This window comes from Actinosynnema sp. ALI-1.44 (assembly GCF_001984155.1).
In the GTDB taxonomy this organism is placed as follows: Bacteria; Actinomycetota; Actinomycetes; order Mycobacteriales; family Pseudonocardiaceae; genus Kibdelosporangium.
Genome location: NZ_MTQO01000034.1, coordinates 108,226 through 131,725, shown reverse-complemented (window position 1 = coordinate 131,725; position 23,500 = coordinate 108,226). Strand labels below are relative to the sequence as shown.

General features: G+C 68.9%; 27 protein-coding genes. 9 read left to right on the top strand and 18 right to left on the bottom strand.

Annotated elements, in window-relative coordinates:
• Window positions 1-8: 8 nt before the first annotated feature.
• Genes ALI144C_RS08180 through ALI144C_RS08145 form a run of 8 tightly spaced genes read right to left on the bottom strand, consistent with a single transcriptional unit; the run spans window position 9 to window position 4,732 of the window.
• Window positions 9-479 (bottom strand): hypothetical protein, encoded by a 471-nt coding sequence (locus tag ALI144C_RS08180; RefSeq protein WP_193441164.1) that lies wholly within the window; start codon window positions 477-479, stop codon window positions 9-11.
• Window positions 476-799, bottom strand: a complete 324-nt coding sequence (locus ALI144C_RS08175; protein ID WP_076986397.1) for an antibiotic biosynthesis monooxygenase family protein — start codon at window positions 797-799, stop codon at window positions 476-478. The genes ALI144C_RS08180 and ALI144C_RS08175 overlap by 4 nt, the downstream gene beginning before the upstream one ends.
• Window positions 796-1,992, bottom strand: coding sequence for a beta-ketoacyl synthase N-terminal-like domain-containing protein (locus tag ALI144C_RS08170; RefSeq protein WP_076986396.1), 1,197 nt, complete (start codon window positions 1,990-1,992; stop codon window positions 796-798). The genes ALI144C_RS08175 and ALI144C_RS08170 overlap by 4 nt, the downstream gene beginning before the upstream one ends.
• Window positions 1,989-3,251, bottom strand: a complete 1,263-nt coding sequence (locus tag ALI144C_RS08165) for a beta-ketoacyl-[acyl-carrier-protein] synthase family protein (protein ID WP_076986395.1) — start codon at window positions 3,249-3,251, stop codon at window positions 1,989-1,991. The genes ALI144C_RS08170 and ALI144C_RS08165 overlap by 4 nt, the downstream gene beginning before the upstream one ends.
• Entirely contained in the window at window positions 3,248-3,652 is a 405-nt protein-coding gene (locus tag ALI144C_RS08160) for a cupin domain-containing protein (RefSeq protein WP_076986394.1), read from the bottom strand. The genes ALI144C_RS08165 and ALI144C_RS08160 overlap by 4 nt, the downstream gene beginning before the upstream one ends.
• 39 nt (window positions 3,653-3,691) lie before the next feature.
• On the bottom strand, window positions 3,692-4,150 hold the full coding sequence (locus tag ALI144C_RS55365) for an SRPBCC family protein (protein WP_076986393.1): 459 nt from the start codon (window positions 4,148-4,150) through the stop codon (window positions 3,692-3,694).
• Window position 4,151: 1 nt separating this feature from the next.
• Entirely contained in the window at window positions 4,152-4,427 is a 276-nt protein-coding gene (locus ALI144C_RS55360) for an acyl carrier protein (protein ID WP_076986392.1), read from the bottom strand.
• A complete protein-coding gene (locus tag ALI144C_RS08145; RefSeq protein WP_076986391.1) occupies window positions 4,409-4,732 on the bottom strand; it encodes a TcmI family type II polyketide cyclase in 324 nt (107 codons plus the stop codon). The genes ALI144C_RS55360 and ALI144C_RS08145 overlap by 19 nt, the downstream gene beginning before the upstream one ends.
• 189 nt (window positions 4,733-4,921) lie before the next feature.
• Between ALI144C_RS08145 and ALI144C_RS08140 the strand changes: the two genes are divergently transcribed.
• Window positions 4,922-5,401 (top strand): nitroreductase/quinone reductase family protein, encoded by a 480-nt coding sequence (locus ALI144C_RS08140; RefSeq protein ID WP_076986390.1) that lies wholly within the window; start codon window positions 4,922-4,924, stop codon window positions 5,399-5,401.
• A 63-nt stretch (window positions 5,402-5,464) separates the two neighbouring features.
• Here the strand turns inward: ALI144C_RS08140 and ALI144C_RS08135 are convergent, their stop codons facing one another.
• Both ALI144C_RS08135 and ALI144C_RS08130 read right to left on the bottom strand, forming a co-directional pair.
• Window positions 5,465-6,121, bottom strand: coding sequence for a response regulator (locus tag ALI144C_RS08135; RefSeq protein ID WP_076986389.1), 657 nt, complete (start codon window positions 6,119-6,121; stop codon window positions 5,465-5,467).
• A 102-nt stretch (window positions 6,122-6,223) separates the two neighbouring features.
• Window positions 6,224-6,961 carry a sensor histidine kinase gene (locus ALI144C_RS08130; RefSeq protein ID WP_076986388.1) on the bottom strand — a complete coding sequence of 246 codons (738 nt, stop codon included), beginning with the start codon at window positions 6,959-6,961 and terminating at the stop codon, window positions 6,224-6,226.
• Between the two features lie 673 nt (window positions 6,962-7,634).
• On the opposite strand from ALI144C_RS08130, the gene ALI144C_RS08125 reads away from it, so the two are divergent.
• The 6 genes from ALI144C_RS08125 to ALI144C_RS08100 are packed head-to-tail and all read left to right on the top strand — an operon-like array spanning window position 7,635 to window position 13,811.
• A complete protein-coding gene (locus tag ALI144C_RS08125; protein ID WP_076986387.1) occupies window positions 7,635-8,618 on the top strand; it encodes a thiamine pyrophosphate-dependent dehydrogenase E1 component subunit alpha in 984 nt (327 codons plus the stop codon).
• A 16-nt stretch (window positions 8,619-8,634) separates the two neighbouring features.
• The gene (locus ALI144C_RS08120) at window positions 8,635-9,657 is read left to right on the top strand and encodes an alpha-ketoacid dehydrogenase subunit beta (protein ID WP_076986386.1); all 1,023 of its coding nucleotides are present in this window, start codon (window positions 8,635-8,637) and stop codon (window positions 9,655-9,657) included.
• On the top strand, window positions 9,654-10,049 hold the full coding sequence (locus ALI144C_RS08115; protein WP_076986385.1) for a nuclear transport factor 2 family protein: 396 nt from the start codon (window positions 9,654-9,656) through the stop codon (window positions 10,047-10,049). Before ALI144C_RS08120 ends, ALI144C_RS08115 begins: the two co-directional genes overlap by 4 nt.
• 14 nt (window positions 10,050-10,063) lie before the next feature.
• A complete protein-coding gene (locus ALI144C_RS08110; RefSeq protein WP_076986384.1) occupies window positions 10,064-11,488 on the top strand; it encodes a tryptophan 7-halogenase in 1,425 nt (474 codons plus the stop codon).
• A gap of 8 nt (window positions 11,489-11,496) precedes the next feature.
• Complete coding sequence (locus ALI144C_RS08105; RefSeq protein ID WP_076986383.1) at window positions 11,497-12,132, top strand: NAD(P)-dependent oxidoreductase; 636 nt, start codon at window positions 11,497-11,499, stop codon at window positions 12,130-12,132.
• A gap of 14 nt (window positions 12,133-12,146) precedes the next feature.
• Complete coding sequence (locus ALI144C_RS08100; protein ID WP_076986382.1) at window positions 12,147-13,811, top strand: outer membrane protein assembly factor BamB family protein; 1,665 nt, start codon at window positions 12,147-12,149, stop codon at window positions 13,809-13,811.
• Here ALI144C_RS08100 and ALI144C_RS08095 read toward each other — a convergent pair.
• Window positions 13,808-14,254, bottom strand: coding sequence for a MarR family winged helix-turn-helix transcriptional regulator (locus ALI144C_RS08095; RefSeq protein ID WP_076986381.1), 447 nt, complete (start codon window positions 14,252-14,254; stop codon window positions 13,808-13,810). The genes ALI144C_RS08100 and ALI144C_RS08095 overlap by 4 nt on opposite strands.
• 132 nt (window positions 14,255-14,386) lie before the next feature.
• Between ALI144C_RS08095 and ALI144C_RS08090 the strand changes: the two genes are divergently transcribed.
• Complete coding sequence (locus ALI144C_RS08090) at window positions 14,387-15,250, top strand: LLM class flavin-dependent oxidoreductase (protein WP_076986380.1); 864 nt, start codon at window positions 14,387-14,389, stop codon at window positions 15,248-15,250.
• An 11-nt stretch (window positions 15,251-15,261) separates the two neighbouring features.
• A complete protein-coding gene (locus tag ALI144C_RS08085; RefSeq protein ID WP_076986379.1) occupies window positions 15,262-15,975 on the top strand; it encodes a hypothetical protein in 714 nt (237 codons plus the stop codon).
• 60 nt (window positions 15,976-16,035) lie between these two features.
• Here the strand turns inward: ALI144C_RS08085 and ALI144C_RS08080 are convergent, their stop codons facing one another.
• The 7 genes from ALI144C_RS08080 to asnB all read right to left on the bottom strand — a co-directional run bounded on the left by ALI144C_RS08080 (window position 16,036) and on the right by asnB (window position 23,381).
• A complete protein-coding gene (locus ALI144C_RS08080) occupies window positions 16,036-16,749 on the bottom strand; it encodes a class I SAM-dependent methyltransferase (protein ID WP_076986378.1) in 714 nt (237 codons plus the stop codon).
• A gap of 148 nt (window positions 16,750-16,897) precedes the next feature.
• Entirely contained in the window at window positions 16,898-18,058 is a 1,161-nt protein-coding gene (locus ALI144C_RS08075; protein ID WP_237774045.1) for an FAD-dependent monooxygenase, read from the bottom strand.
• Window positions 17,986-18,156 (bottom strand): hypothetical protein, encoded by a 171-nt coding sequence (locus ALI144C_RS57330; RefSeq protein ID WP_237774047.1) that lies wholly within the window; start codon window positions 18,154-18,156, stop codon window positions 17,986-17,988. Before ALI144C_RS57330 ends, ALI144C_RS08075 begins: the two co-directional genes overlap by 73 nt.
• 29 nt (window positions 18,157-18,185) lie before the next feature.
• Window positions 18,186-19,523, bottom strand: a complete 1,338-nt coding sequence (locus tag ALI144C_RS08070) for a dihydroorotase (protein WP_076986376.1) — start codon at window positions 19,521-19,523, stop codon at window positions 18,186-18,188.
• Window positions 19,511-20,584, bottom strand: coding sequence for an acyl-CoA dehydrogenase family protein (locus ALI144C_RS08065; protein WP_076986375.1), 1,074 nt, complete (start codon window positions 20,582-20,584; stop codon window positions 19,511-19,513). The genes ALI144C_RS08070 and ALI144C_RS08065 overlap by 13 nt, the downstream gene beginning before the upstream one ends.
• Window positions 20,581-21,627: a PrpF domain-containing protein gene (locus ALI144C_RS08060; RefSeq protein WP_076986374.1), complete on the bottom strand. Its 1,047-nt coding sequence runs from the start codon at window positions 21,625-21,627 to the stop codon at window positions 20,581-20,583. Before ALI144C_RS08060 ends, ALI144C_RS08065 begins: the two co-directional genes overlap by 4 nt.
• Window positions 21,624-23,381, bottom strand: a complete 1,758-nt coding sequence (asnB, locus tag ALI144C_RS08055; protein ID WP_076986373.1) for an asparagine synthase (glutamine-hydrolyzing) — start codon at window positions 23,379-23,381, stop codon at window positions 21,624-21,626. Before asnB ends, ALI144C_RS08060 begins: the two co-directional genes overlap by 4 nt.
• Window positions 23,382-23,500: the final 119 nt, after the last annotated feature.

Genomic DNA, 23,500 nt, shown 5'->3' with positions numbered 1-23,500 from the left:
CCACTCCTTCAGGCGAGTTGGCCGACGAACGCGGCGATGAAGGCGGCGACCGCGCCGATCGCGCCATAGGTGCGGACCTCGTGGGCGACGTACCACCGGAACCGTTTGCGCAGCCAGTTGTTCGCCGTGCGCTGGGGGCTCCACTTCTCGATCTGCCGCCAGATCGGGCGGTTGAAGCCCTCCGAGGTGATACCGACGACAACCATCGCGACCGAGCCGACGACGAACAGCACGCTCACCGCCGCCGACGGCGCCAGGAACGAGGCCCACACCCCCAGCCCGGCCGCGATCACGCCCTGCCACACCGCGATCGGGTGGAACACGTGCATGTCGATCAGCTGGCACACGGTCACGTACTGGCCGTACGGCAGGGAGTTCAGCATCGGCAGGATCGACGTCTTCATGATCCACAGCGTGCCGAGCTGGACGCCCGCCGCGGCGAGCACGCAGACCGACAGGATTCCCATCGTCGTGGTCACGGCGAGTCCTCCACTCGTCGGGTCGTCTGGCAACGGACGTCGAACCGGATCGAGCGCGCGTCGGACATGCACTCGCGCATCGGGCGCACGAGCGTCCGGTGGTCCGGACTGCGCTCCCACGCCTCGAAGGACTCCATCGAGTCCCACTCGCTGGTGATCAGCCACTGCTCCGGGTCGGCAGGCGACTGGCACACCTGGTCGACCAGGTGGCCGGGCACGCCGTCGGCGACCTCGTACCGGATCTTCTCGTAGGCCGCGAGGAAGTCCTCTGTCCGTTCCCGCGGCACCTTGATCAGGAACACCACGCGTGCTTTGGTCACGCTACCCTCCTCAACACAACCGAGCTGTTGTAGCCGTCGAACCCCCGCGCGCCGATCAGCACGTTGTCCACAGCGGACTCCGTCGTCGACGGCACGAAGTCGAGTTCGCACCCGTCGGCGGGCTCGGACACGCCTGTGCTGACCGGCACTGTGTTGTTCCGCATGGCCAGCACCGCGGTGACCGCGTCGAGCGCGGCACCGCCCTGGTACATCCGGCCGGTCAACGACTTGTGGGTGGTGACCGCCACCGAGCCGAACACGTCCTTGATCGCCTCCGCCTCGGCGCGGTCGTACGCCGGGATTCCCAGTGCGTCCGGGATCACGACGTCGACCTCGTCGGCACGGGTGGCGGCGCGATCGAGCGCCAGCTTCATCGCGCGTCCGTACTGCCGAGCCGACGGGGCACCGGCATGCGTCCCGTCGTGCGTCGAACCCCAGCCCGCGATCTCGGCGTAGATCACGGGAACGCCCCGCGCCCGCGCGTGCTCGAGGTCTTCCACCACGAACACCGCACCGCCCTCGCCGGGCACGTAGCCGGACGCCGCCGCGTCGAACGGCCGGTACTCGTCCACCGGGCTGAGCCGCCCGGACGCGAGCTGGCAGGTGAGCGCGTAGGGGCTCAGCGGTGCCTCCAGCCCGCCGGTCAGCACGATCGGCGTACCCCGGCTGACGAGCCGCGCGGCGTGCTGCAGGCAGTCGAGCCCGCCCGCGCTCTCCGACACCAGGACGTTGCTCGGGCCTTTGGCCTGGTGCCGGATCGACAGCTGCCCGGTCGTCGCCGCGTAGAACCACGCGATCGACTGGTAGACGCCCACCCTGCGGTCCGGTTTGCTCCACAGCTTCTGCAACTCGCCCTGGCCGAAGTGGTTGCCGCCGGACGAGCTCGCCTGCACGACGGCGAAGTCGTACGGATCCACGGCGGACAGGTCGAGCCGCGCGTCGGCCAGCGCCTTCGCCGCCGCGTCGAACCCCATCCACGTCCACCGGTCGGTCTGCACCAGCAGCCGCCCGTCGACGTCGCCCATGACGTCGAAGTCCTTCACCTCACCCGCGGTCCGGGTGCGGTAGCGGGACGGGTCGAACAGCGTTATCGGGCCGACGCGGGACTCACCGGCGCACACCGTCGCCCAGTGTTCGCCGGTGGTCCGCCCGCTCGGCGCGACCACACCGATCCCGGTGATCACCGCCGTCATGCCACCGCCCCCAGCCGCTGGAAGATCATCGCGGACTGGAAGCCGCCGAACCCGCTGCCCACCGAGAGCGCCACGTCGATCGGCAGCTCACGAGCCGTGTTCGGGGTGTAGTCCAGGTCGCACTCGGGGTCCCGGTTGGCCCAGTTCGCCGTCGGTGGCGCGACGTTGTCCTTGATCGCCAGCGCGCACGCGGCCATCTCCAGCGCACCGATCGCGCCGAGCGAATGGCCGATCATGGACTTGATCGAACTGATCGGCACGCGGTACGCGTGCTCGCCGAGCGACCGCTTGAACGCCGCGGTCTCGTGCCGGTCGTTCTGCCGTGTACCCGAGCCATGGGCGCAGATGTACGACACGTCCTGCGGGTCGAGCCGCGCCTGGCGCATCGCGTCGTCGATCGCCACGGACATCTCGATGCCGTCCGGCCGCAGCCCGGTCATGTGGAACCCGTTGCTGCGCGCGGCATACCCCGTGACCTCGCAGTAGATCGGCGCGCCTCGGCGGCGCGCGTGCTCCAGCTCCTCCAACACCAGCACGGCCCCGCCTTCGCCGAGCACGAATCCGGTGCGATCCCGGTCGAACGGGCGGGACGCGTGCTCGGGGTCGTCGTTGTCCGGGGTGGTCGCCTTGATCGCGTCGAACGACGCCGCGGTGACCGGTGACAAGGGCGACTCCGCCGCCCCGGTGATCACCACGTCGGCGTCGCCGTCCTGCACCAGCTGGTGTGCGTAGCCGATCGCGTCGATACCCGACGTGCAACCGGTGGAAACCACCTGAACCGGCCCGTGCGTGCCGTAGCGGACCGCGACGTCCGCGGCGAGGCTGCTCGGCACCAGCGCCTGGTACAGGAACGGGCTCGCGTACGCGGGGTCCACCAGCCATTCGCGGCCGGTGTCGCTCACCACGATGTACTCGTTCTCCAGCGCCGTGGTGCCGCCGACCGCCGATCCCAGCACGACACCAGTGCGGTCGAGCAGTTCCTCGTCGAACTCCAGGCCGCTCTCCGCGATCGCCTCGGCGGCAGCGGCCAGCGCGAACTGCACGTACCGGTCGCAGCGCCGGGTGTCCTTGGCCGACAGCCCGGCCTCGGCCGCGTCGAAGTCGCACTCGGCCGCCACCTGGGACCGGAACGGTGCGGGGTCGAACAGGCTGATGCGCCTGGTCGCGGTGCGCCCGTCGGTCAGCCTCGACCAGAACGCCTTGCGGGTCACGCCCCCCGGTGCGACGACGCCGACACCGGTGACGACCGTTCGTCTCACCGTTGCCTCGCAGCTTCCTCGGCCGTCTCAGTGTCCACATGCCCGAGTTCGGGCCGTGGGGCGAGCGGGCCGAGGTGGAACACCGCACGGACCACCTCGGTTCCGCTGTTGCGCAACCGGTGCCGCGTGTTGATCGGGATCAGCACGCCCTCGTCCGCGCCCAGCTCGACCGGCTCGCCGTCCAGGTCGACGGTGAGCCTGCCCGCCACTACGTACAGGAACTCCTCGCTGTACGGGTGGTAGTGCTCGGCGATGCTCTCGCCGGGCCGGACGGTGGCCACACCCATGAACCCGGAGGTGCTCCCGACCGTCGCCGGTCCGAGCACGACCCGGATCTCCGCGCCGCGGCGGCGATTGGGCTCGCAGTCGCTCCAGGCGACAGTCTTGTGCGTCGTGGTCATCTCGCTTCTCTCCCGCAGAAAAGGGTCGGACACAACGGGTCAGGCGGCCGACGTGGCGGCGGCCTCGATCTTCTTCTTGATCACGTCCATCTGGATGCGCGAGTTGGTGTTGATGCGCTCGACCATCGCGTCGTCGTCGACCGGCGCGGTCGGCTTCATGTGGAAGTCCTGCACCCACGTCATCCGGGTACCGCCCGGCTCCTCGCGATACGTCCAGTGGATGTTCATGTACTCGAACGGTCCGGTCTCGACGCGGTGCGCGTGCACCTGCTTCCTGCCGATGTCGCCGGTGCGTTCGCTGACCCAGCTCCACACCTTGCCGTTCTCGTCCGGGTGCATGGTGAGCCGGAACCGGACCGTGTCGCCCTGCCGGTCGAGCACCTCGGCCTTGGCGTACTCGGTGTACAGGTCGGCCCAGCCCGCGACGTCGTTGGTGATGTCCCAGACCAGCTGGAAAGGTGCGTTGATCAGGATGCTCTGCTCGGTGTGCCCCGCCATGTCAGTTCGTCTCCTCAAGCGCCTTGTTCACGTAGGCGGCGATCTGCGGGATGCTCATCTCCAGCGACTCCTCGGGGATGCGCACGCCGTAGCGGTCCTTGAGCACCGCCTGCAGCTCCATGCACGCGAGCGAGTCGAGTCCGAGCTCCTCCAGTGTGGTCTCACCGGTACCGGTTCCGACGACGTCGGCAGGCAGACCCGCGCTGCGCACAAGGATGTCCTCGATCGCCTTGTCGAGCTCCTGGCCGTGGAAAACCGTCACTTCGCTGCCTCCCATGTGTAGAACCGTTGGGCTTGCGCGTCTTTCGGCGAGCGCCAGGTCGACAGGTACGGGGTGACGTACGGCCGCAGGCGCTCGCTCACCCGGGCGAACTCCGGGTGCTGCCGCGCCGTCTCCACCGCGTCCGCCCCGAGCTGCTCGGTTTCGAGCATGTGCACGTACAGATCGCCGAGCCGCCACAGCGACCGGTGCAGTACGCCTGCGACGCGCGGCAGGTCCGTGCGGTCGGACTCCGCGAAGATGTCCGCGACGCGTTCCTCCGCGTCGGGGACGATCCGTGCGACGATCAATGACCTGTTCATGGATCCCGCCCTTCGAGTGTCGGCTGTGGACCAGCTCGCTTTGGAGTTCACTGCACGGCAATCCCACCGTCGTGAGCCGACTGTCCCTCGGCCCGTGGGACTTCTGGCCAACGGCGTCTGTCACCGCGTGACAGGTTGGGTGGGTCGGCGGGGCGGGTATCCCTAAGCTCTCAACGAGTGGAGGTGCCCATGAACGGACCTGTCAGCCTTTCTCCGGAGGGCAAGCGCGGCAAGCAGCTCAGCTCCTTCGACCGCCTGCTCGCGCGGTTCTTCACCGGAACCCACCGCGCCATCCTGAAGCTGTCGGGGGGCCGCGTCATGTCCACCATGGGCGGCAACAAACTGGGCATCCTGACCACCATCGGCCGCAAGTCCGGCCGCCCCCGGAGCCACCCGGTGATCACCATCCCAGACGGTGAGAACCGGCTCGTCGTCGCGACCAACGCGGGCGCGGCCAACCACCCGTACTGGGTGCGCAACGCGCTGGCCAATCCTGAGGTCGAGCTCACCATCGACGGCCGCACGCGCAAGATGCGCGCGCGCGTGCTCTCTCCGGAGGAGAAGAAGGTCCTGTGGCCGCGGCTGGTGAAGGCGTACCGGCTCTACGACACCATGCAGGGCAAGACGGACCGTGACGTCCCGGTCGTCCGCCTCACTCCATCGGCCTAATCCTCATACGAGAAGCCGGAGACGCGGGCAGCCCGTGGCTCACCCGGTCCTTCCACATCGGAGTCAGTGGCCGAGTCCCGCGCGGCGGGCCTGCACGGCGGCTTCGGTGCGGTCGTAGAGCCGCAGCTTGGCGAAGATCCTCGACAGGTAGTTGCGCACCGTCTTGATCGAAAGATCCAGGTCACGGGCGATAGCCGCGTTGCTCTTCCCGTCGGCGACCAGTTCGAGCACGGCCCGTTCCCGATCGGTGAGCTCGGGGAACGGTTTGCCGGACGCCTGCGGTTTGGTCAGGTACTCGACCACCCAGTTCGACACGTACGGATCGAACAGCAAACTCCCCGAACACACCGTTTCTATTGCCCGGTTGATGTCTTTCGTAGTGGCACCCTTCAACAAATATCCGCGGGCGCCCGCACGTATCGCCGCGAAAAATGTTTCTTTGTCCTCGAGCATCGTCACAATGATCACCGAGGTGTCCGGGCATTTACTGGCGATGGTCTTTGTCGCCTCGATCCCGTTGATACGGGGGAGGTTCACGTCCATCAACACCAGATGCGGGCGCAGGCGGTACGTCATCGTCAACGCCTCGGTCCCCGTACAGGCCTCGCCGACCACTCGGAGCGAACTGATGCCGTTGAGCAACGTGCGTAAGCCGGAGCGATAGACCGGATGGTCGTCGGCGATCAGAACGTCGATCAGGCCCGTCGCGTGGCTGCTCATTCTCAGATCCCCCGTCTCCGGAAAAGCACCATCGGCGCAAGCGATCAGCCCGACCGGCCCGATCAGTTCTCCAGTGCCCGGAAAAGCCCGTTTCGAAAACTGTCAGGCGGACAGGCGCGCGGACGCGGTCAGCGGTATCGCCGCGTTCACCGCGAACCCGGACGGCACACGGGGGCCGACTCGGCACCGACCACCGTGTTCACGTGCGCGTTCCACCATGTTCATCAGCCCGGATCCGCGCGAGACGCGCTGTGCGGGGAATCCGACACCGTCGTCCTCGACCAGTGCGCACAATTCGCCACTACGTACTGTGACAATCACCGTGCAGCAACTCGCATTCGAGTGTTTCAGCACATTGGTGAGCGCCTCACGGACGATCCAGAACACCGCGGCCGCCACGCCCCGGTCGAGCGGGTGCAGCCGATCGACCGCCGCGTCCACCTTCGCCGTTATCCGCACGCGGTCGCCCACCACGCGGTTCATCCGGCTGACCATGGTCCGCACCGCCGGGCCGATCCGCGAACCGACATCCGGGGGTTCGACCTGGTCAGACTCGTCACGACTGGATGCGATCCCCCGGATCTGCTTGACCAGCAGCGCGATCTCGGAACGCACGTCCTCGAGCAGGCGCCGCGCCTCGTCGAGGTCCGTGTCGATCAACCGCTGCGCGGCCTCGACCCCCATACCCACGCCGACAAGCGTGGTCCCCGTCTGGTCGTGCAGGTCACGTCGCAGCCGGACGAGTGCGCCGCGAGCCGCGCACTTCGGCCGCCTGCACTGGCTGTGATCGGGATGGTCAAGCGACTCTTCGATGGCCGCTAACCAATTAACGACACTCATCGTAGACCCCCAGATATTCCGATCGACCACTCCCGCGGCAGGAGCCGGATATCTACCATCGACGCAATGTCCGAAAATAGCACCGCATCTGCCAGCCCGCAACGAGCAATGATTCTGACCGGTCGATTTGACATAACCCTAGCACAACGGCGTCTTTTGCCAAGTCGCACCGGACATACTTATCGGGCAACTCTGACAATCCGGACATTGTCTGTCGGCAGTGAATCCCCGGACACCGACGGCCCGGGTCGCATGGACACCAAGTCAACCATCCTCACATGGCCGAGGTAATTGCCCAAACCCGCTAGGCGGGGCGTCCCGGATGGCATGGGACCCGTCCCTCACCACCGAGGACCCGGGGTGCACGCGCCATCCGGACCGAAAGGCCTGAGCAGCGGGTTCCCGGACCGGGCCGTCCCAGCCCGAATCGTGACAATGCTTTGTTACCGCGACGATTGCCGATCGCGGCCGCAAGAGCTGGTTGCTGGGCAAGGGCTTGGTGGATACATTCGGCGACGAGAACGCCGGAGTTCATACCCGGTGAAGCCCACATCAATTGTTGACGACGGAAGTGGGCCACGGCTTGTCGTGAGTTGGCACACAGCCGAACCCCCCAACACAGCAAGCCACACCGAGCAGGCAAGCACACAAAGGCATCGAGAGGCGTGGAACCATGCCGGACCACCCGAGGCCCGACCGGGCCGAGCTGATCGACATCTACCGCACGATGCGAACCATCCGCGAGTTCGAGGAACGCCTGCACGCCGAGTTCCCCGGCGGCGAAATCCCTGGGGCAGTACACCTTTACGCGGGGCAGGAAGCAGTCGCCGCAGGCGTGTGCACCGTACTGACCGACGAGGACTACGTGGCGAGCACGCACCGCGGGCACGGCCACGCCATCGCCAAGGGCTGTGACGTCACGGCGATGATGCTGGAGATCTACGGCAAGGCAGGCGGCCTGTGCGACGGCAAGGGCGGCTCGATGCACATCGCCGACTTCGACCGGGGGATGCTGGGCGCCAACGGAGTCGCTGCCGGTGGTGTCCCGCTGAGCTGTGGCTCCGCGTTGTCCGCCAAGGTACGTGGCACGGACCAGGTGTCTGTGGCGTTCGTCGGCGACGGCGGCGCCAACCAGGGTGCCTTCGCGGAAAGCCTCGTACTGGCGTCGGTCTGGCAACTACCGGTCGTCTTCGTCGTGGAGGACAACGGCTACGCACAGGCCACCGGAACCCGGTTCCACCTTGGCGGCAGGGACATCGCACCGCGCGCCGAAGCGCTGGGCATCCCCGCTGTCGTCGTCGACGGCTACGACGTGCTCGCCGTGCGCGAGGCCGCAGCGGAAGCCGTGCTGCGCGCGCGCAGCAGTGAAGGGCCGACCTTGTTGGACTGCAAGGCACACCGGTTCTTCGGTCACATGGAGGGCTGGGACCAGCAGGCCTACCGCGCCGACGGCGAGGTGGACCGGCTGGTCGCCGAACGGGACTGCCTGCGGCTCTTCGCGGACACCGCGATCGTGCGGCAGACGCTGACCACCGCCGAACTGGCCGATGTGGACGCCGCCGTGCGGGTGCTGATCGACCACGCGGTCGACGAGTCCAAGTCGGCGAAGGACCCCGACATCGGCGAGCTGCTGACGGACGTCTACGTCACCTACTGAGGCGGAGAACCCCGACATGACCAGAGTTCTGTCCTATCTCAACGCCGTCGGCGAGGCGCTGCGGCAGGAGATGCAGCACGACCCGTCGGTCGTGGTGTTCGGTGAGGACAACATCGGCGGCACCGGGTGCGACGGCAAGCTCGGCAACGCGTGGGGGCCGACGCAGGGACTGCACGAGCACTTCCCCGACCGCGTCTTCGACACACCGATCACCGAGTCCGCTTTCGTCGGCGCCGCGGTCGGCGCCGCGGCGACCGGGCTGCGGCCGGTCGCGGATCTGCTGTTCGTCGACTTCGCCGGCGTCTGCTTCGACCAGATCCTCAACCAGGCAGCCAAACTGCGGTACATGACCGCGGGCAAGGCACGAGTACCCCTTGTGCTGCGGGCGATGTACGGCACCGGCATGCGCCGTGGCGCACAGCACTCACAGGCACTGTACCCGCTCTTCGCGCACATCCCCGGGCTGAAGGTCGTCCTGCCTGCCACCCCGGCCGACGCGAAAGGCTTGATGGCCGCTGCTATCCGCGACGACGACCCGGTGATCTTCTTCGAACACAAGATGCTCTACTTCAGCCACGGCGACGTGCCCGAAGAGCCCTATGTCGTGCCGCTCGGCCAGGCGCGGGTGACCCGCACCGGCGGCGACTGCACGATCGTCGCGCTCGGCCGCATGGTCGCCGAGGCGGAGAAGGCGGCCGACGAACTCGTCGCCGACGGCGTCCAGTGCGAGGTCATCGATCCGCGCACGATCTCCCCGCTGGACACCGGAACGATCTACGACAGCGTCCGCCGCACCGGCCACCTCGTGGTGGCCGACGAGTCGAACCCGCGCTGCGGCGTGGCAGGCGACATCGCGGCACTGGTCGCGGAGCACGTCTTCGACGCGTTGCGCGGCCCGGTGCGCGTGGTGACCTCGCCGCACGCCCCCGTCCCGTTCGCCCCGGTCCTCGAAGACGCCTACGCCCCCGGTGCCGACCAGATCAAGGCAGCCGTACGCACCACGATCCCCGTTCTCGCACGACAGGAGCATGCCTCATGAACGACCATCCCAACGTCGAACTGATGCGCAAGGTCTACGACGCGTTCGGCGTCGGTGACGTCGACAAGGCCGGTTCGTACTGGCACGAGGACGCGGTGCACCACTACCCCGGCAAGAACCCGCTGTCCGGTGAGCACCACGGGCTGCAGGAGTCGATCGCCTTCGCCACCAAGATGTTCGAGCTGACCGAAGGCAAGATCCAGATGGACGTGCTGGAGATCGGCGCGAGCGAGAACCACGCGTTCGCCCTGCTGCACACGCGGTACGAGCGCAAGGGCGTGCACCTGGAGATGCCGTTCGTCAACGTGGCGCGCATCGTCGACGGCAAGATCGCCGAGTTCTGGACCTACCCGAACGACCTGTACGCCATCGACGAGTTCTGGAACTCGTGACGGGAGACCCGAGCATGAGCAACGTCATCATCGTCGGCGGCAGCGTCGTCGGGCTCGGTGCCGCGCTCGCGTTGGCCGACCATGGCCACCAGGTGCGGATCATCGAGCGGTCGGCCGACCAGCCACCGTCCACAGTAGAAGAAGCGGCGAGCTGGCGCCGTCCGACCGCGCCGCAGTTCCTCCAGTCGCACGCGTTCGCGTCGCTGGGCTGCAACCTGCTCCGCGACCGGGCGCGCGACGTCTACGACGGCCTGCGCGCGGCAGGCGCGGGCGAGGTGAACCTCGCCGACTACTCGCCACCCACGCTGGGCGACATCACCCGCAGGCCCGAGGACGACGACCTGCGGATGGTGCTCAGCCGCCGGTCGACGTTCGAGCACGTGCTGCGGGAGCGCACACTGGCACGACCGGGTGTGTCCGTGACGACCGGGGAAACGGTGCGCGGCCTGGTCGCGTCCGGCAACCGCGTCACCGGCGTCCGGCTGACAAACGGTACGGCGATCGACGCCGACATCGTCGTCGATGCCACCGGCCGCAGGACCGCAGCGCAGACCTGGCTCGCCGAGGCCGGGCTGCCCGGCAGGGACGTGACCAGCGAGAGCTGCAAGATCGTCTACTACACGAGGTACTACCGGCAGCTCAGCGAACGGCCGCCCGGTCCGCTCAACCGCGGCTTCGGCGCGGGCGGGCTGTGGGACCACTACACGGCCGTGCTGTTCCTCGGCGACAACCGGACGTTCTCGATCTCGCTGGGTGTGCTGCCCGAGGACACCGCGATGAAGGGACTGCGTGAGGAGGAGGCGTTCACCAGGGCGGTCCGCGCCACGCCGCTGCTCGCCGGCTGGGTCGCGCCGGGCAACTCGGAGCCGATCTCGCCGGTGTACGCCATGGGTAGCCTGGACAACTCGCTGCGCCTGCCGGTCGACGGCCGGCCGCTGGTGCAGGGCTTCTACCCGATCGGCGACTCGCTGTGCACCACGAACCCCTCATACGGCCGCGGTGTCTCGCTCGGCCTGACGCAGGCGTTCATGCTGGCGGACCTGCTCGCCGAGCACCCGGTGGTCGACGAGGTCCAGGCGCGTGAGTTCACCGCACGGTCCACGCAGATGGTGCGGCCGTGGTACGAGGAGGCGGTCGCGAACGACCGCGGTCGCGCGGCCTTGTGGGAGGCGACCGTGCAGGGACGCCAGCCGCAGCGGCCGCCGGCGGGCGTGGTCACCTTCGGCACCGCGGTCGCCGCCGCGTCCCAGGACGAGGAGGTGTGGCGGCGGGTCGCGAACGTGATGATGATGTTGAAGCCGCCGTCCGCGTTGTACGCCGACGACGAGATCCGCGCGCGGGTCGGCAAGGTGCTCTCCGGCGGCCCGCCACCGCAGTTGCCCGGCGCGAGCCGCGCGGACCTGCTGGCCGCCGTGTCGGGCGACCTCGTCGCCCAGTAGACCGCACAGTGAAACTCGCGGTCTTCGGTGCCACCGGTGGCACGGGCGTCGAGATCCTGCGGCAGGCTCTCGGCGCCGGGCACGAGGTGGTCGCGCTCGCCCGTGATCCCGGCGCGGTACCGATCCGGGACGACCGGCTGACCGTGCGGCGCGGTGACGTCAACGACCGGGACAGCGTGGTCTCGGTCGTTGACGGCACCGCTGCTGTGTTGTCCGCGCTGGGCATCGGTTACCGCAGACACGCGACCACTGTGTACTCGGCGGGAACCGGCAACGTCATGTCCGCCATGCGGGACGCGGGCGTGTCCCGGCTGCTGGCCGTGTCCACCAGTTCGGTGCATCTGCCGCCGCGCTCACGTGTGGCGGAGTACGCGGTGGCCCGGTTTGTGTTGCACCCTTTGCTGAAACGGCCCTACGCGGACATGCGGCTGATGGAAGAGCAGGTCCGCGCCTCCGATCTGGATTGGACACTCGTCGGCGCGGCCCGGCTCACCAACGGCAGGTGCACGGGCCGCTACCGGGTGGCTCGCGACAGCAAGCTGCGTGGCTGCTGGTCGGTCTCCCGCGCGGATGTCGCCCACTACATGCTGACCCGTCTCACCGACGCCACCACATACCGCAGCGCGGTGGAGATCGCCTACTGACGTGAGGTGTTCCCTTGTCGAGAAAACACATCCAAGTACTCGCCGTGGCCGCAGTGGCCGGACTCGCCGTGGCCACGTCCGCCTTGTTACCCGCACGGCAGGACACGGCCGACGAGGCTGTCGCGGGCTCGCTCGACCAGTCGCCGGGGCAGTCGACCGGGCAGGAGTGGCCGACGTGGCAGAAGGACCTCTCCGGCAGCAGGCACAACAACGACGAGAAGAAGCTCACCCCGCGCACCGTCGGCAACCTGAAGCTGAAGTGGGCGTTCAGCTACCCGAACATCCCGAACGCGCGGATGGGCAGCCAGCCCGCGGTGACGGGGGGCGTCGCCTACGTCGGCGCGCCGGACGGCAAATTCCACGCACTGGACGCGAAAACCGGCAAGACGAAGTGGACGTTCGACCTGACGCCGGTCGCCGGCACGTGGCCTGCCTACAACCCGAACATCGTGCGGGACGGCGCGGCCGTCTCCGGCGACCGGGTGTACTTCGGTGACAGCCGGGGTTTCCTGTACTCACTCGAGCGCGACACCGGCAAGCTGGCGTGGGCCACCAAGCTCGACAACCACGTGGCGGCCTGGATCACCAGTTCTCCCATGGTGTTCGGTGACCGTGTCTACGTCGGTGTGTCCAGCAACGAGGCCGGGTCGGCGAACGACCCCCACTACGCGTGCTGCTCGTTCGGCGGGCACGTCGACGCGCTCGACCTGAGGACCGGGAAGGTGGTGTGGAGCCATTCCCTGATGCCACCGGCCAAGCGGATCGGCACGTGGCCGACGGGTGCGGCGAAGTTCGGCCCGGCCGGTGCGGCGGTGTGGGCCAGCCCGGTCATCGACCCCGCGACACGCACCCTGTACATCGGGACCGGCAACGCCCACATCGGCACCGGCGGGGAGAACACCGAGAACATCGACAGCGTGCTCGCGCTCAGCCTCGACGACGGCGCCATCCGGTGGAAGCGGCAGATGCAGGACGTCGACGTGCACGCCCAGTCGTGCACGTGGCCGGATCCCGCCGAGTACTGCCCGTCGCACTACGACGGCACCGCGCGCAACTTCGACTTCGGCGCGACCGGGAACCTGTTCACCATCAACGGCAGGACCGTGCTCGGGATCGCACAGAAGTCCGGCGTGTACTGGACGTTGGACGCGCGGTCCGGCCGGACGATCTGGCACACGCGGCTGTCCACACCGGACATGGCGCACGCCGACCCCGGTAGTGCCGGTGTACCGTGGGGCAGCAGCTTCGACGGTCGCCGGATCTACGTGGCCAGCTGGCGTGGCAACCCGGCGACGATCTTCGCACTGGACGCGGCGACCGGGCGGATCGAGTGGAAGTCCGTGCACCCGGCGGACGGCTGCGGCACGGGCGGCGTGGCGAAGTACGCGCAGCTGTGCGAGCGGTCCTATCCGTCCGCGGTGACCACGACGCCGGGTCTGGTGTACGAGGGCAGCGCGGACGGCAAGATGCGGATCTTCTCCGCCGCGGACGGGAAACTGCTGTGGCAGTTCGACGCGGTGCGGGAGTTCCGAGGCGTCAACGGGGTGACCGGCGTCGGCCGGGCGATCGGGGCCAACGGCGGCGCGGTGGTGGTCGACGGCATGCTCTACGTGCAGGCCGGTTACTACCCCTTCTACCCCACCGGGCAGGGCACCGTGCTGCTGGCGTTCGGACTCTAGAGAAAGGTGGGCTGGTCGAGCGGCAGCAGATGCGCGTCGACCAGCCTGCGCAACAGCACAAGCAGATCGCGGCGCTGCTCCGGGCGCAATCCTCGGAGCAGCGCCTGTTGCACGTCCCGCATGCCCGCGTCGACCTGGGCGAGCACCTCTTCGCCGCGTTGGGTGAGCCGCAAGGTGTACGCCCTGCGGTCGCCCGGCTTGCGGCGCCGTTCGACCAGTCCCCGCCGTTCGAGGTCGTCGGAGACCTGGGACGTGGCCGCCGGTGCCAGCCCGAGCAGGGTGCCGAGGGCCTGCTGGGACATGCCCGCGTTGACCCGCAGCGCGGTCAGGACCCGGATCGGGCGCGAGGCCAGGCCGAGCGGGGCGATCCGGGCCCGCAGATCTTTCACGACGTGAAAGGCGAGCTGGCTGAGCAAGGCGGACAACGCCTCTGGTGAGTCCATGTCACATGCCACCTCCGCCGCCCGGCAGCGCTGACGCCCGCCATCGTTCCATAGCGTGAATCATTACATGCCGGTATGCTATTGGTTCTGAATTATTCAATGCCTACAACTAACTGTCCAGGGGCCGACACCATGCGACTGGGTCTGCAAATCACGAGCTTCACCTGGGAAGGCGGCGCGCCGCGGATCGCGACCACGCTCGCGTCGATCGCGCAGGCCGCCGAGACCGCGGGATTCGCGTCGATCGCGGTCGGCGACCACCTGTGGCAGCACCCGATGATGGGCGGCGTCGAGATGGAGATGCTGGAGGCCTACTCCACGCTCTCCTACATCGCGGCGCACACATCCGAGGTACAGCTGCTGACCGTGGTGACCTCCCCGACCATGCGCGCACCGGCGCTGCTGGCGAAAACCGTGACGACGCTGGACGTCCTGTCCGGCGGGCGCGCGTGGCTCGGCATCGGCGCGGGCGGCTGGGGCGAGGACACCGAAGCACTCGGCATGCCGTCACCGCCGTTGCGCACGCGGTACGAGCTGTTAGAGGAGACACTGCGGTTCTGCGAGGACATGTGGACCGGCGCGCAGGGCACCGAAAAACCGTTCCAAGGCAAGCACATCGACGCGGCGCGGGTGCTGAACTCCCCCCAGGCGCTCAGCAAGCCGAGAATCCTGATCGGGGGCGACGGCGAGAAGCGCACGCTTCCCCTCGTGGCCCGCTACGCCGACGCGTGCAGCCTGCGCCCGGTGCCCGAGCTGCCGCAGAAGCTCGACCTGCTGAAGAAGTACTGCGACCAGTACGGCCGCGACTACGACGCCATCGAGAAGACGTGCGTCTTCTACTTCGACACCTCGAAGGTGAGCGAAATGCTCGCCACATTGGAGAAGTGGGCTGCCATGGGCATCCAGACCGTGTACGGGCGGGTGCCGGGCGCTGATCGGATCACGCCATTCGAAATCCTCGGCCGCGAGGTCATCCCCATCATCGCCGAACTCTGAAGGAGCTTGTCGTGACCACCCAGAACCGTTCGGCGGCCCGGCACGTCGGCCCGCCGCTCGCGTTGCCCGCGCTCGCGTTCGTGCTGCTGTTCGTCGCCAGCCTGGTGCTCGGGCCGATCCTCGGCGCGGGGCCGACCCCGTCGCCGTTCGCCGGCTCGACCGAGGCGCTGACGTACTTCACCGACAGCCAGACCGCCTCACGCGTCAACGGTTTCCTACAGTTCGACGCCGCTGTCGCGCTCGGCGTGTTCACCGCCGTGGCCACGTCTCGGATGCGGTTCCTGGCGCCGCACGTACCAGGACCGGTGATCAGTCAGGTCGGCGGCATCCTCGCGGCGGTCTTCCTCGGCCTGAACGGGTTGCTCCAGTGGGTGCTCGGGCAGCCCGACGTGCTCGGCCAGGCCGCCGTGGTGCGCGGGTTCCAGTTCCTGTTCTTCGTACTGGGCGGGCCCGCGCACACGTCGGCGTTGGGGCTGCTGATCGCCGGGATCGCGGTGACCGCCATCTACTTGCGCGCGCTGCCGCGCTGGGTTGGCGTCGCCGGCGTGGTGATCGCGGCGATCTCCGTGCTGTCCTTGCTGTCCATGCTGGTGGAGCCGCTCGCCTTGCTGATCCCGATCGGCCGGTTCACCGGGTTCGTCTGGATCGTGGCCGCGGCGTTCATCCTGCCTCGCAGCCGCGAGCTGCGCCGTCCCGCCTCGGATCGGGAGCAGGTTCCGGCTTGACCCGAAGAACGACCGAAGAGGGGGAGCTCCCGTGCGGGAGCTCCCCCTCTTCGGTACGGGTCAGGGCTTCTCAGCCCAGATGACGCGGTTCATCAACTCCTCCGGCGGAGTGGGCACGATGGTCACCGACCGGAAACCCGCGCGGCTCAACGCGTCGGCCCAGTACTCGGGCGTGGTGAGGATCTCGCCGTCCTCCCGCATGAACCTGGGCAGCAGGTCCACCTGCAACAGCATCCGTTCGAACGACGCGTGCAGCAGGTAGTGGCGTGCCTTGGCGGTCAACAGGTCCAGCACGTCCAGCGCCCGCTCCGGTGACCCGGCTGGTCCCATCACGCGGCAGAACTGGTCGGCGTTGACGAACCGGCCGCCGGGGCGCAGGACGCGCAGGATCTCGGCCGCCGACTTGTCGTACGTGTCGAGTTCGAGGTGGTGCAGGGCGAAGCTCGTGATGGCGACGTCGAAGCTGTTGTCGGCGAACTGGGACAGGTCCTCGACGGTACCGCCGGTGAACGACGCGCCGCTGTCGTCCGCGAACTTCTCCTCGGCCGCCTGCACCATGTTCGGCGCCGGGTCGATGCCGACGATCTCGCTGCCGGGCAGGGCTTCGCGCACCATCGAGGTGAGCCTGCCCGTACCCGATCCTATGTCGAGCACGTCCTTGGCGTCGCGGGGCAACAGGTCCACGGCGGCGGACAGCAGCGCCACGTTGGACGCGTCGGTCCCGAGCACCTTGTCGTAGTCGATACCGACGTCGTTCCAGTGGGTCTGGGTCATTGCGTCTCCGTTTCCAGTGTGTCCCAGATGGACAGGTAGCGTTCACCGCTGTCGGGCAAGATCGTGACTACGGTGGCGCCCGCCCAGCACCCCCGTGACCGGCGAACCGGCCGGTTCGCCTTCGACGACGAGGCCGTCCCGGTCATGGTCACCCTCCCCTGACCCGCGGCTGCCAGCCGAAAAGGCTGGTGAGGCGCTCGTCCTGCGTGGTGAACTCGTTCGCTGTGCGGGCCCGTACGTCCGCCCCGCGCAGTGCCCTGCTGTCGACACCGCCCTTGCGCCGTGACTCCAGCACTATCTCGGACGTGCGCGGTGCGCGTTCGGCGCAGAACTCGGCCAGCGCGCCGGGCACGTTCCCCGGCAACGTGTTCAGCACCGCGCTCAACTCGGCGGCGTCCTCGATCGCCATGCTCGCGCCCTGCCCCATCGCCGGTGACATGGGGTGCGCGGCGTCGCCGATCAGCACCACCCGGCCCTTGGCCCAGTGGTCGGTGGGATCGCGGTCGCAGATGTCGGTGACGACGATGCCCGCCTGCTTGTCGGTGCGCCGGATCATGTCCACGATCGGCCGGTGCCAGTCCCGGATCTTCCGCAGCAGCGCGGCGAGCGCGATGTCGACGCCCAGATCGGGCCAGTGCCCCTGCTCCGCGACGACTTTGGCCGTCCAGTACACCCGGCCGCCGCCGACCGGGGCCACGAACAGGTCGATGCCGTCGCCCGCGACTGTGAACCCGTGGGGGAACTCGACCGGGGTGCTCGACCGCCCACGCAGCGACGTGTAACCGCGGTAGACCGGTGCTCCGTCGTCGAACACCTGGCGACGCGTGCGCGAGTTGACGCCGTCGGCGCCAACGAGCACGTCCGCTTCCACACTGTCTCCGGTGGACAGTTTGACGCGTACACGGTCGCCGTCGTCGGTGTGCCCGACCACTTCGGTTCCGGTGACCAGTTCGGCGTCGCCTGTCGTCGCCTGCAACGCCCGGTACAGCGCGGACCTCAGCAGGCTCACCTGGGGTGCGCCGAACCGGGCATCGAGGCCGCCGATCGGGTCGTTCGACAGCACGGTTCCGTCCGGCGCGACCAATGGCCGTGCATCCGAGGGGCGCGGGACGTACCCGGCTGCGCGGATCCGTTCACCGAGCTGCGCGCTGACCGCGTCGGCCGCCTTGATTCCGTTGGGGTACAGCACAAGCCCCGATCCGACGTCGGCGATGCGAGGCGCGCGTTCGATCACGGTCACTCGCCTTCGTGGAGCTCCGGGGGCTCGTAGAGCGGCACATAGGGACAGCCCAGCGATACCGCCACCCACCACGACAACGGAGGGACCGCCGCCCTCGTCTGCCACCATTTGTCGTCTCCGTTCAGCTCGGCGCTCCACTGGTCGAAGTCGGCCCGGTGTTCGTCCATGCCCTGTCCTTTCCGCTGATGCGCACGACTCATCGCCTCACCCAACGGCCGGTCGGCGCGCCGAAAGTGCCGGTGTCGGCGTCCCACACGACCTGTCCGGCACGGATGGTGGTCCGCACCCGGCCGGCCATCGTCCAGCCCTCGTAAGCGGACCAGCCGCACTTGGCCCGCACGTCCCGTGCCGAGAGCATGTGACGACCGCCTGGCTCGAACACCGTGAGGTCCGCGTCCGCCCCGATCTCCAGCCGCCCCTTGCCCCGCAGCCCGAACAGCGCGGCCGGTTGCTCGGCCAGGTACCGGACCAGCCGCGCGATGGCCACATCGGGAGACTCGTCGGGCAGCCGTTCCCGCATCCCGGTCCACACGGCGACGGCGAGCTCCTGCACACCGGGCAGCCCAGGCGGCGCGTCGGGCACCGGACGGCACTTCTCCTCGATGGTGTGCGGCGCGTGGTCGCTGCCCAGCGTGCTGACCTCACCCCGCCACACGGCCTCCCACAACCGGTCCTGGTCGGCTCGCTGCCGGATCGCGGGCGCGAGCCGGGTGCGGGCGCCGAGACGCCTGGTGTCGGCGTCGGTGAACGACAGGTGGTGCCCGGTCACCTCGAACGTCACCGGCAGCCCGGCGAACCGGGCGGCGGTGACCAGATCGGCTTCCTCGGCGGTCGACAGGTGCAACACGTGCGCCGCCGTGCCGTGCCGCTCGACGAGCCGCAACACCTGTGCCACCGCGGCGATCGGCCCCGTTCGCGGACGATAACGTTCGTAGTCCCTGTGCCGCTCCGGTGTGCCGCGCCAGCGGTCGAGCAACGCGAACACCGCCTCGTCCTCGGCGTGCAGCACGAGCCGCACGCCGCCGGCCGCGGCAGCCGCGAAGACCTTGTCCAGCTGGGCTTCGTCGCGGACGACGGTCGGCGCGGTGTGGTGGCCCGCCATGAACACCTTGGCGCTCACCGCGACACCGGGATCCAGGTCGGCCAGCAGCTCGGGCCGTTGTGGGTCGGCGCCGACGTGGAACGCGTAGTCCACCAGCGACGTCCCGTCGATCATCGCGGCCTTGGCGAGCACCGCTTCCGGTGAGAGCGTCGGCGGCACGGTGTTGGGCATGTCCATCACGGTCGTGACACCGCCGACGACCGCGGCGCGACTGCCGTGTGCCCAGTCCTCTTTGTACGTCAAGCCGGGTGTGCGGAAGTGCACGTGCGAGTCGATCAGGCCGGGAAGGACGTAAGCACCTTTGGCGTCCAGCACGTGGAGTGCCTCGCCACCCGGCACGATCCTGCCGCCGGACACAGCGATGTCACCGGTCCGCACACCGTCCGGTGTGACGAGCCGCCCGCCGGTCACCAGGAGATCTACCGCAGCCATGGCGCCGCCACCAGTTCCCGGCACAACTCGTTGGCGGGACCCATCAGTGCCACGGCACGGGCGTCGGCGAGCAACTGGTTGATCCGGTTGCCGACGACGTACCCCGTCGAGCTGAGCAACCGCGCGACCTCGAGGCAGACGTGCTCGGCGACGACGGTGGCGAACAGCTTGCTGCGCAACGTGGTCATACCGGGATCAGCGGACGACAGCGAACCAGCGCGTGCCACGGTCGAACACGCCGCCTCCACCTGGACGCCGAGGTCGACCAGCTGGTGGCGGACCGACTGGGAGGACAGCTTCCCGGCGCGCGCGAGGTGGTCTTCGGCCAGCGACAGCGCGGCCCTGGCGATCCCGGCGGACACCGCGCCGAGCGTGGCGCCGGTCCGCCGCACCCCGGCGATGATCTTCGGCGCCTCACCGAGCGGGCCGAGCAGATCCGTGTCCGCGACCACGCAGTCCTTCAGCGTCACGAACCCGGTCGCCGAACCGCGCATGCCTGCCAGGTCGAGCCCCAGGTCGGGCACCAGCCCCGGGTTGTCACCGGACACCAGGAAGAACGACTGCCCGGCCGACCCGTACACGCTCTCGGTGTCCTCGCCCGGCGCGGCGGTCTGCACCAGCACCAGGTAGAGATCCGCGATCCCCGCCCCGGTCGTGAACGACTTGCCGCCGTCGAGCACCCAACCCCAGGCCCGCCGCACCGCGGATGTCGCGAGCACCTTCTTCGCCGCGCCGGCACCGGGTTCGCTCCACGCCGACGCCGCGAGCACCGCACCGCTCGACAAGGCGGGCAGCAGGGTCTCCTTCTGCGCATCGGAGCCCCATTCGGCGATCCGCGCGGCGACCGCGCAGTGCTGGAAGAGCACGATCGCGAGGGACGGGTTGGCTGTTGCGATCTCCTCGACCACCCGGTTGACCGACTCACCGGTCTCCCAGGCCGCGCACAGTCCCGAACGCCGCAGCAGCGCCAGCGCTTCGGTGTCCGGTGTGCCGGACCGCGCGGTCCGGGCGGCTGACGCCTTCAGTTCGTCCACAAGGGATACCGAGAGGGGTTCGGTCACACTGGTAGTGAGAGACATTCGGCGATTTCCTTGAATTGGAAGTGGGCGAGTGGTTCGAGGAAGAACGAGCCGAGGAACGTCACCTGCTTGTCACCGATAGTCGTCCAGCTCAGGCACGGTTCGCCGGTCGCGGACGTGGTTGTCGCGGCGGTGACCGAGAGCACGCTCCCCGGTGTACGGACCTCGACCATCCCCGGCGAGCACGACGCCTCGCGCGCGGTGCGCCACGGGATGGTGCCGGGAATCTCGATGGCGGCGCCGAGACAAGCCACGCCGGTCAGCGCGAGCGTCGGGTGCCATGTGGGCACGGACACCGCGCGGGCCGCGAGCATCCCGTCCAGCGGCAACGTCACAGCGACCTTCGGGAACGCTCCCGCAGGAGACCAGCCGAGGTACTCGGCGGCCGCGTGCCGGATCCGGACGAGCCGCTCGAAGAGGACGTTGTCGGCGGCGAACAACTCGTCGACGTGCCGCACCCGCGCGCCTGCCGCGTCGACGAACACGTACGGGTTTCCCGCCGACACCAGGGAAACCTCGACGTCGCGCCCGTCGACCCGGAGCGTGGTGCGCGGTGTCCCGGCCAGCAGCAGGTCGCTGATCGGCCGCGGTGGAGTCTGCATGAAGTGCACGGTGAACCCGACGCTCGTCCGGTCCACGTTGTCCACTTCGCACACCAAGTAGTCACCGTTGTTGAGCACGTTGACCCGGATGCGGTCACCGGCCGTGAGCTTGGGTAGCCGCCCGGCCTCGGCCGCTGCGGTGATCGACGCCAGTACCGAATGCCCACAGGAGCCGCGCAGGTCGAACCGGTCCGGCCCGCCGGGCAGCGCCTGGATGAACCGGTAGTCCAGGTCCAGCAACGGATGCGTGGACGGCCCGACGAGCGCGATCTTCAGCACGTGCCCGCCGCCCGCCTTGCCCAGCCACCGGCGGGCGTCGGCGAGGGCGGCTAACAGGGGCTCGTCCTCGGCGGGCAGGTAGCGGGAGTCGAGGACGAGCGTCGGGCACGGACTTCCCGATGCGTACGCGAGGTGGCCGATCACGCCGCCGCCATCTCCGCCAGGGACCGCGTGCGCACGCTGAACTGGTCGCGCCACACCTCGTACACGAGCAAGGCCCACAAGGTCAGCGCCGTGACCGGGTCAGGGTCGGCCGCCTGGCCGCTGAACAGGGCCTGCACTCGATCCGGTGCGATCTGGCCGGTGTGCAGCAGTCGGCTCGGCGCCAGCATGTCCCGCGCGAACTCCCACAACGCCGTTCCGGGCCGCAACATCGCGGCGATCGGCAGCGTGAACGGCTGCTTGGGCCGGTTGAGCACGGCAGGCGGCAACAACCCCCGCGCTGCCGCGTACAGCGCCCGCTTGACGTTACCGGCGCTGATCCGCCGCTCGTCCGGCAACGCACGACCGATGCCGACGATCCGCCGCTGGCAGAACGGGAGCCGGGCTTCTACTCCGCTGGCCATGCTGAGGTGGTCGACCCGGCGCAGGTGGTAGGCGGGCAGCCGGTAGCGCAGTTCGAACTCGGTGATCCGCCGCAGAACGCTGCCGCTGCCGTTGAGGATCGCCATCGCCGCGTCCGGCAGCGGAGGCGGCAGTTCGTGGGCGTACTCCCTGGTGTACAACGCATGCCGTTGAGCGCTCGGCAGTACGGCCAACGCATCCAGATATCGGGTCTGCCACCGCGCCCCGCCGTTCGCGGCCTCGCGCATCCGGTCGTACCCGCCGAACAGCTCGTCGGCGGCGTCCCCGGTCAAGGCCACGGTGAACCCGGCGTCGCGGACCCCGCGGAACAACGCGTACGTGCTGAGCGTGATCGGATCGGCGTTGGGCTGGCCGAGGTGCCACACGACGTCGGACAGCAGCTTCGGGAACGTGGCCGGGTCGATCTCGATCTGGTGGTAGTGGGCACGGGTGGCGTCGGCGACCTGGCGTGCGAAGTGCCGCTCGTCGTGCGGCCACGTGCCGCGGTACGCGATGTTGAACGTGTGCAGGTCCGGCTCGACCTGCGCGGCGAACTCGGTGACCAGGCCGGAGTCGAGACCGCCCGAGGTGATCGTCGCGACCGGCACGTCCGCGATGAGCAGCTTCTGCACCTCGTCGCCCAGCGCCACCCGGATGTCCTCCCCGCTCTCGGCCGAAGCGGGCCTGATCCACGTCCGCATCCCGGTCAGGTCGCACACGGCGGTGGCCGCGGGGGGCATGACCTTGATGCCGGTGAACATGGTCTGCTCACCGAACGGCGTCTTGGTGGCGAGGTACGCGTCGAGCCCAGGCGTCCAGACGTCCCTCGGCACCGCCCCGAACGCGAGCAGCGCACCGATCTCGGACGAGAAGTGCAGCGACCGCCGCTCGGCGTCCCACCGGTAGAACAGCGGTTTCATGCCCGCGTGGTCGGTCGCGACGACCATCCGGGGCTCGGCGCGCAGGTCGAGCACGACCACGGCGAACATGCCGTCGATGTGCTCGGGGAAGCTGTCCCCGTACTCGAGGTAGAGCGCGGGCAGGATCGACCCGTCACACCGGTCGGAGAACGTGTACCCCTTCGCCCGCAGCCGGTGCCGCAGCGCCTCGTGGTTGTAGATCTCGCCGTTGAAGACCACCTTGACGGCCCCGGCCTCGTACGGCGGCTGGTCCCCTGCCGGGTCCATGATGGCCAGCCGGTTGCTGCCCAGCGCACACCCGGCCCACTGGCCGTTGCCCTGTCCGTCGGGCCCTCCGTGTCGCTGCAGAGCCGCGACTGTCCGCATTTCGTGCGGTGCCACCACCGCGTTGAAATGGCCGTATATCCGGCACATCCGTATGCCCACCTCCCCGGTCGTGCCCCTCGAGGCTGGCAGCGGGGCAGTCCACCCGTCATGGGTCAGGGGTCCCGGCGCGCTGGGATTGTGCTCGTGGTCCGGCACTGCGATGCCGG

Coding starts and splice junctions, on each gene's coding strand:
- ALI144C_RS08170 (WP_076986396.1), bottom strand. CDS start 1,992: ATGACGGCGGTGATCACCGGGATCGGTGTGGTCGCGCCGAGCGGGCGG.
- ALI144C_RS08160 (WP_076986394.1), bottom strand. CDS start 3,652: ATGACCACGACGCACAAGACTGTCGCCTGGAGCGACTGCGAGCCCAAT.
- ALI144C_RS55365 (WP_076986393.1), bottom strand. CDS start 4,150: ATGGCGGGGCACACCGAGCAGAGCATCCTGATCAACGCACCTTTCCAG.
- ALI144C_RS55360 (WP_076986392.1), bottom strand. CDS start 4,427: ATGGGAGGCAGCGAAGTGACGGTTTTCCACGGCCAGGAGCTCGACAAG.
- ALI144C_RS08145 (WP_076986391.1), bottom strand. CDS start 4,732: ATGAACAGGTCATTGATCGTCGCACGGATCGTCCCCGACGCGGAGGAA.
- ALI144C_RS08140 (WP_076986390.1), top strand. CDS start 4,922: ATGAACGGACCTGTCAGCCTTTCTCCGGAGGGCAAGCGCGGCAAGCAG.
- ALI144C_RS08135 (WP_076986389.1), bottom strand. CDS start 6,121: ATGAGCAGCCACGCGACGGGCCTGATCGACGTTCTGATCGCCGACGAC.
- ALI144C_RS08130 (WP_076986388.1), bottom strand. CDS start 6,961: ATGAGTGTCGTTAATTGGTTAGCGGCCATCGAAGAGTCGCTTGACCAT.
- ALI144C_RS08125 (WP_076986387.1), top strand. CDS start 7,635: ATGCCGGACCACCCGAGGCCCGACCGGGCCGAGCTGATCGACATCTAC.
- ALI144C_RS08120 (WP_076986386.1), top strand. CDS start 8,635: ATGACCAGAGTTCTGTCCTATCTCAACGCCGTCGGCGAGGCGCTGCGG.
- ALI144C_RS08115 (WP_076986385.1), top strand. CDS start 9,654: ATGAACGACCATCCCAACGTCGAACTGATGCGCAAGGTCTACGACGCG.
- ALI144C_RS08110 (WP_076986384.1), top strand. CDS start 10,064: ATGAGCAACGTCATCATCGTCGGCGGCAGCGTCGTCGGGCTCGGTGCC.
- ALI144C_RS08095 (WP_076986381.1), bottom strand. CDS start 14,254: ATGGACTCACCAGAGGCGTTGTCCGCCTTGCTCAGCCAGCTCGCCTTT.
- ALI144C_RS08090 (WP_076986380.1), top strand. CDS start 14,387: ATGCGACTGGGTCTGCAAATCACGAGCTTCACCTGGGAAGGCGGCGCG.
- ALI144C_RS08080 (WP_076986378.1), bottom strand. CDS start 16,749: ATGACCCAGACCCACTGGAACGACGTCGGTATCGACTACGACAAGGTG.
- ALI144C_RS57330 (WP_237774047.1), bottom strand. CDS start 18,156: ATGGACGAACACCGGGCCGACTTCGACCAGTGGAGCGCCGAGCTGAAC.
- ALI144C_RS08070 (WP_076986376.1), bottom strand. CDS start 19,523: ATGGCTGCGGTAGATCTCCTGGTGACCGGCGGGCGGCTCGTCACACCG.
- asnB (WP_076986373.1), bottom strand. CDS start 23,381: ATGTGCCGGATATACGGCCATTTCAACGCGGTGGTGGCACCGCACGAA.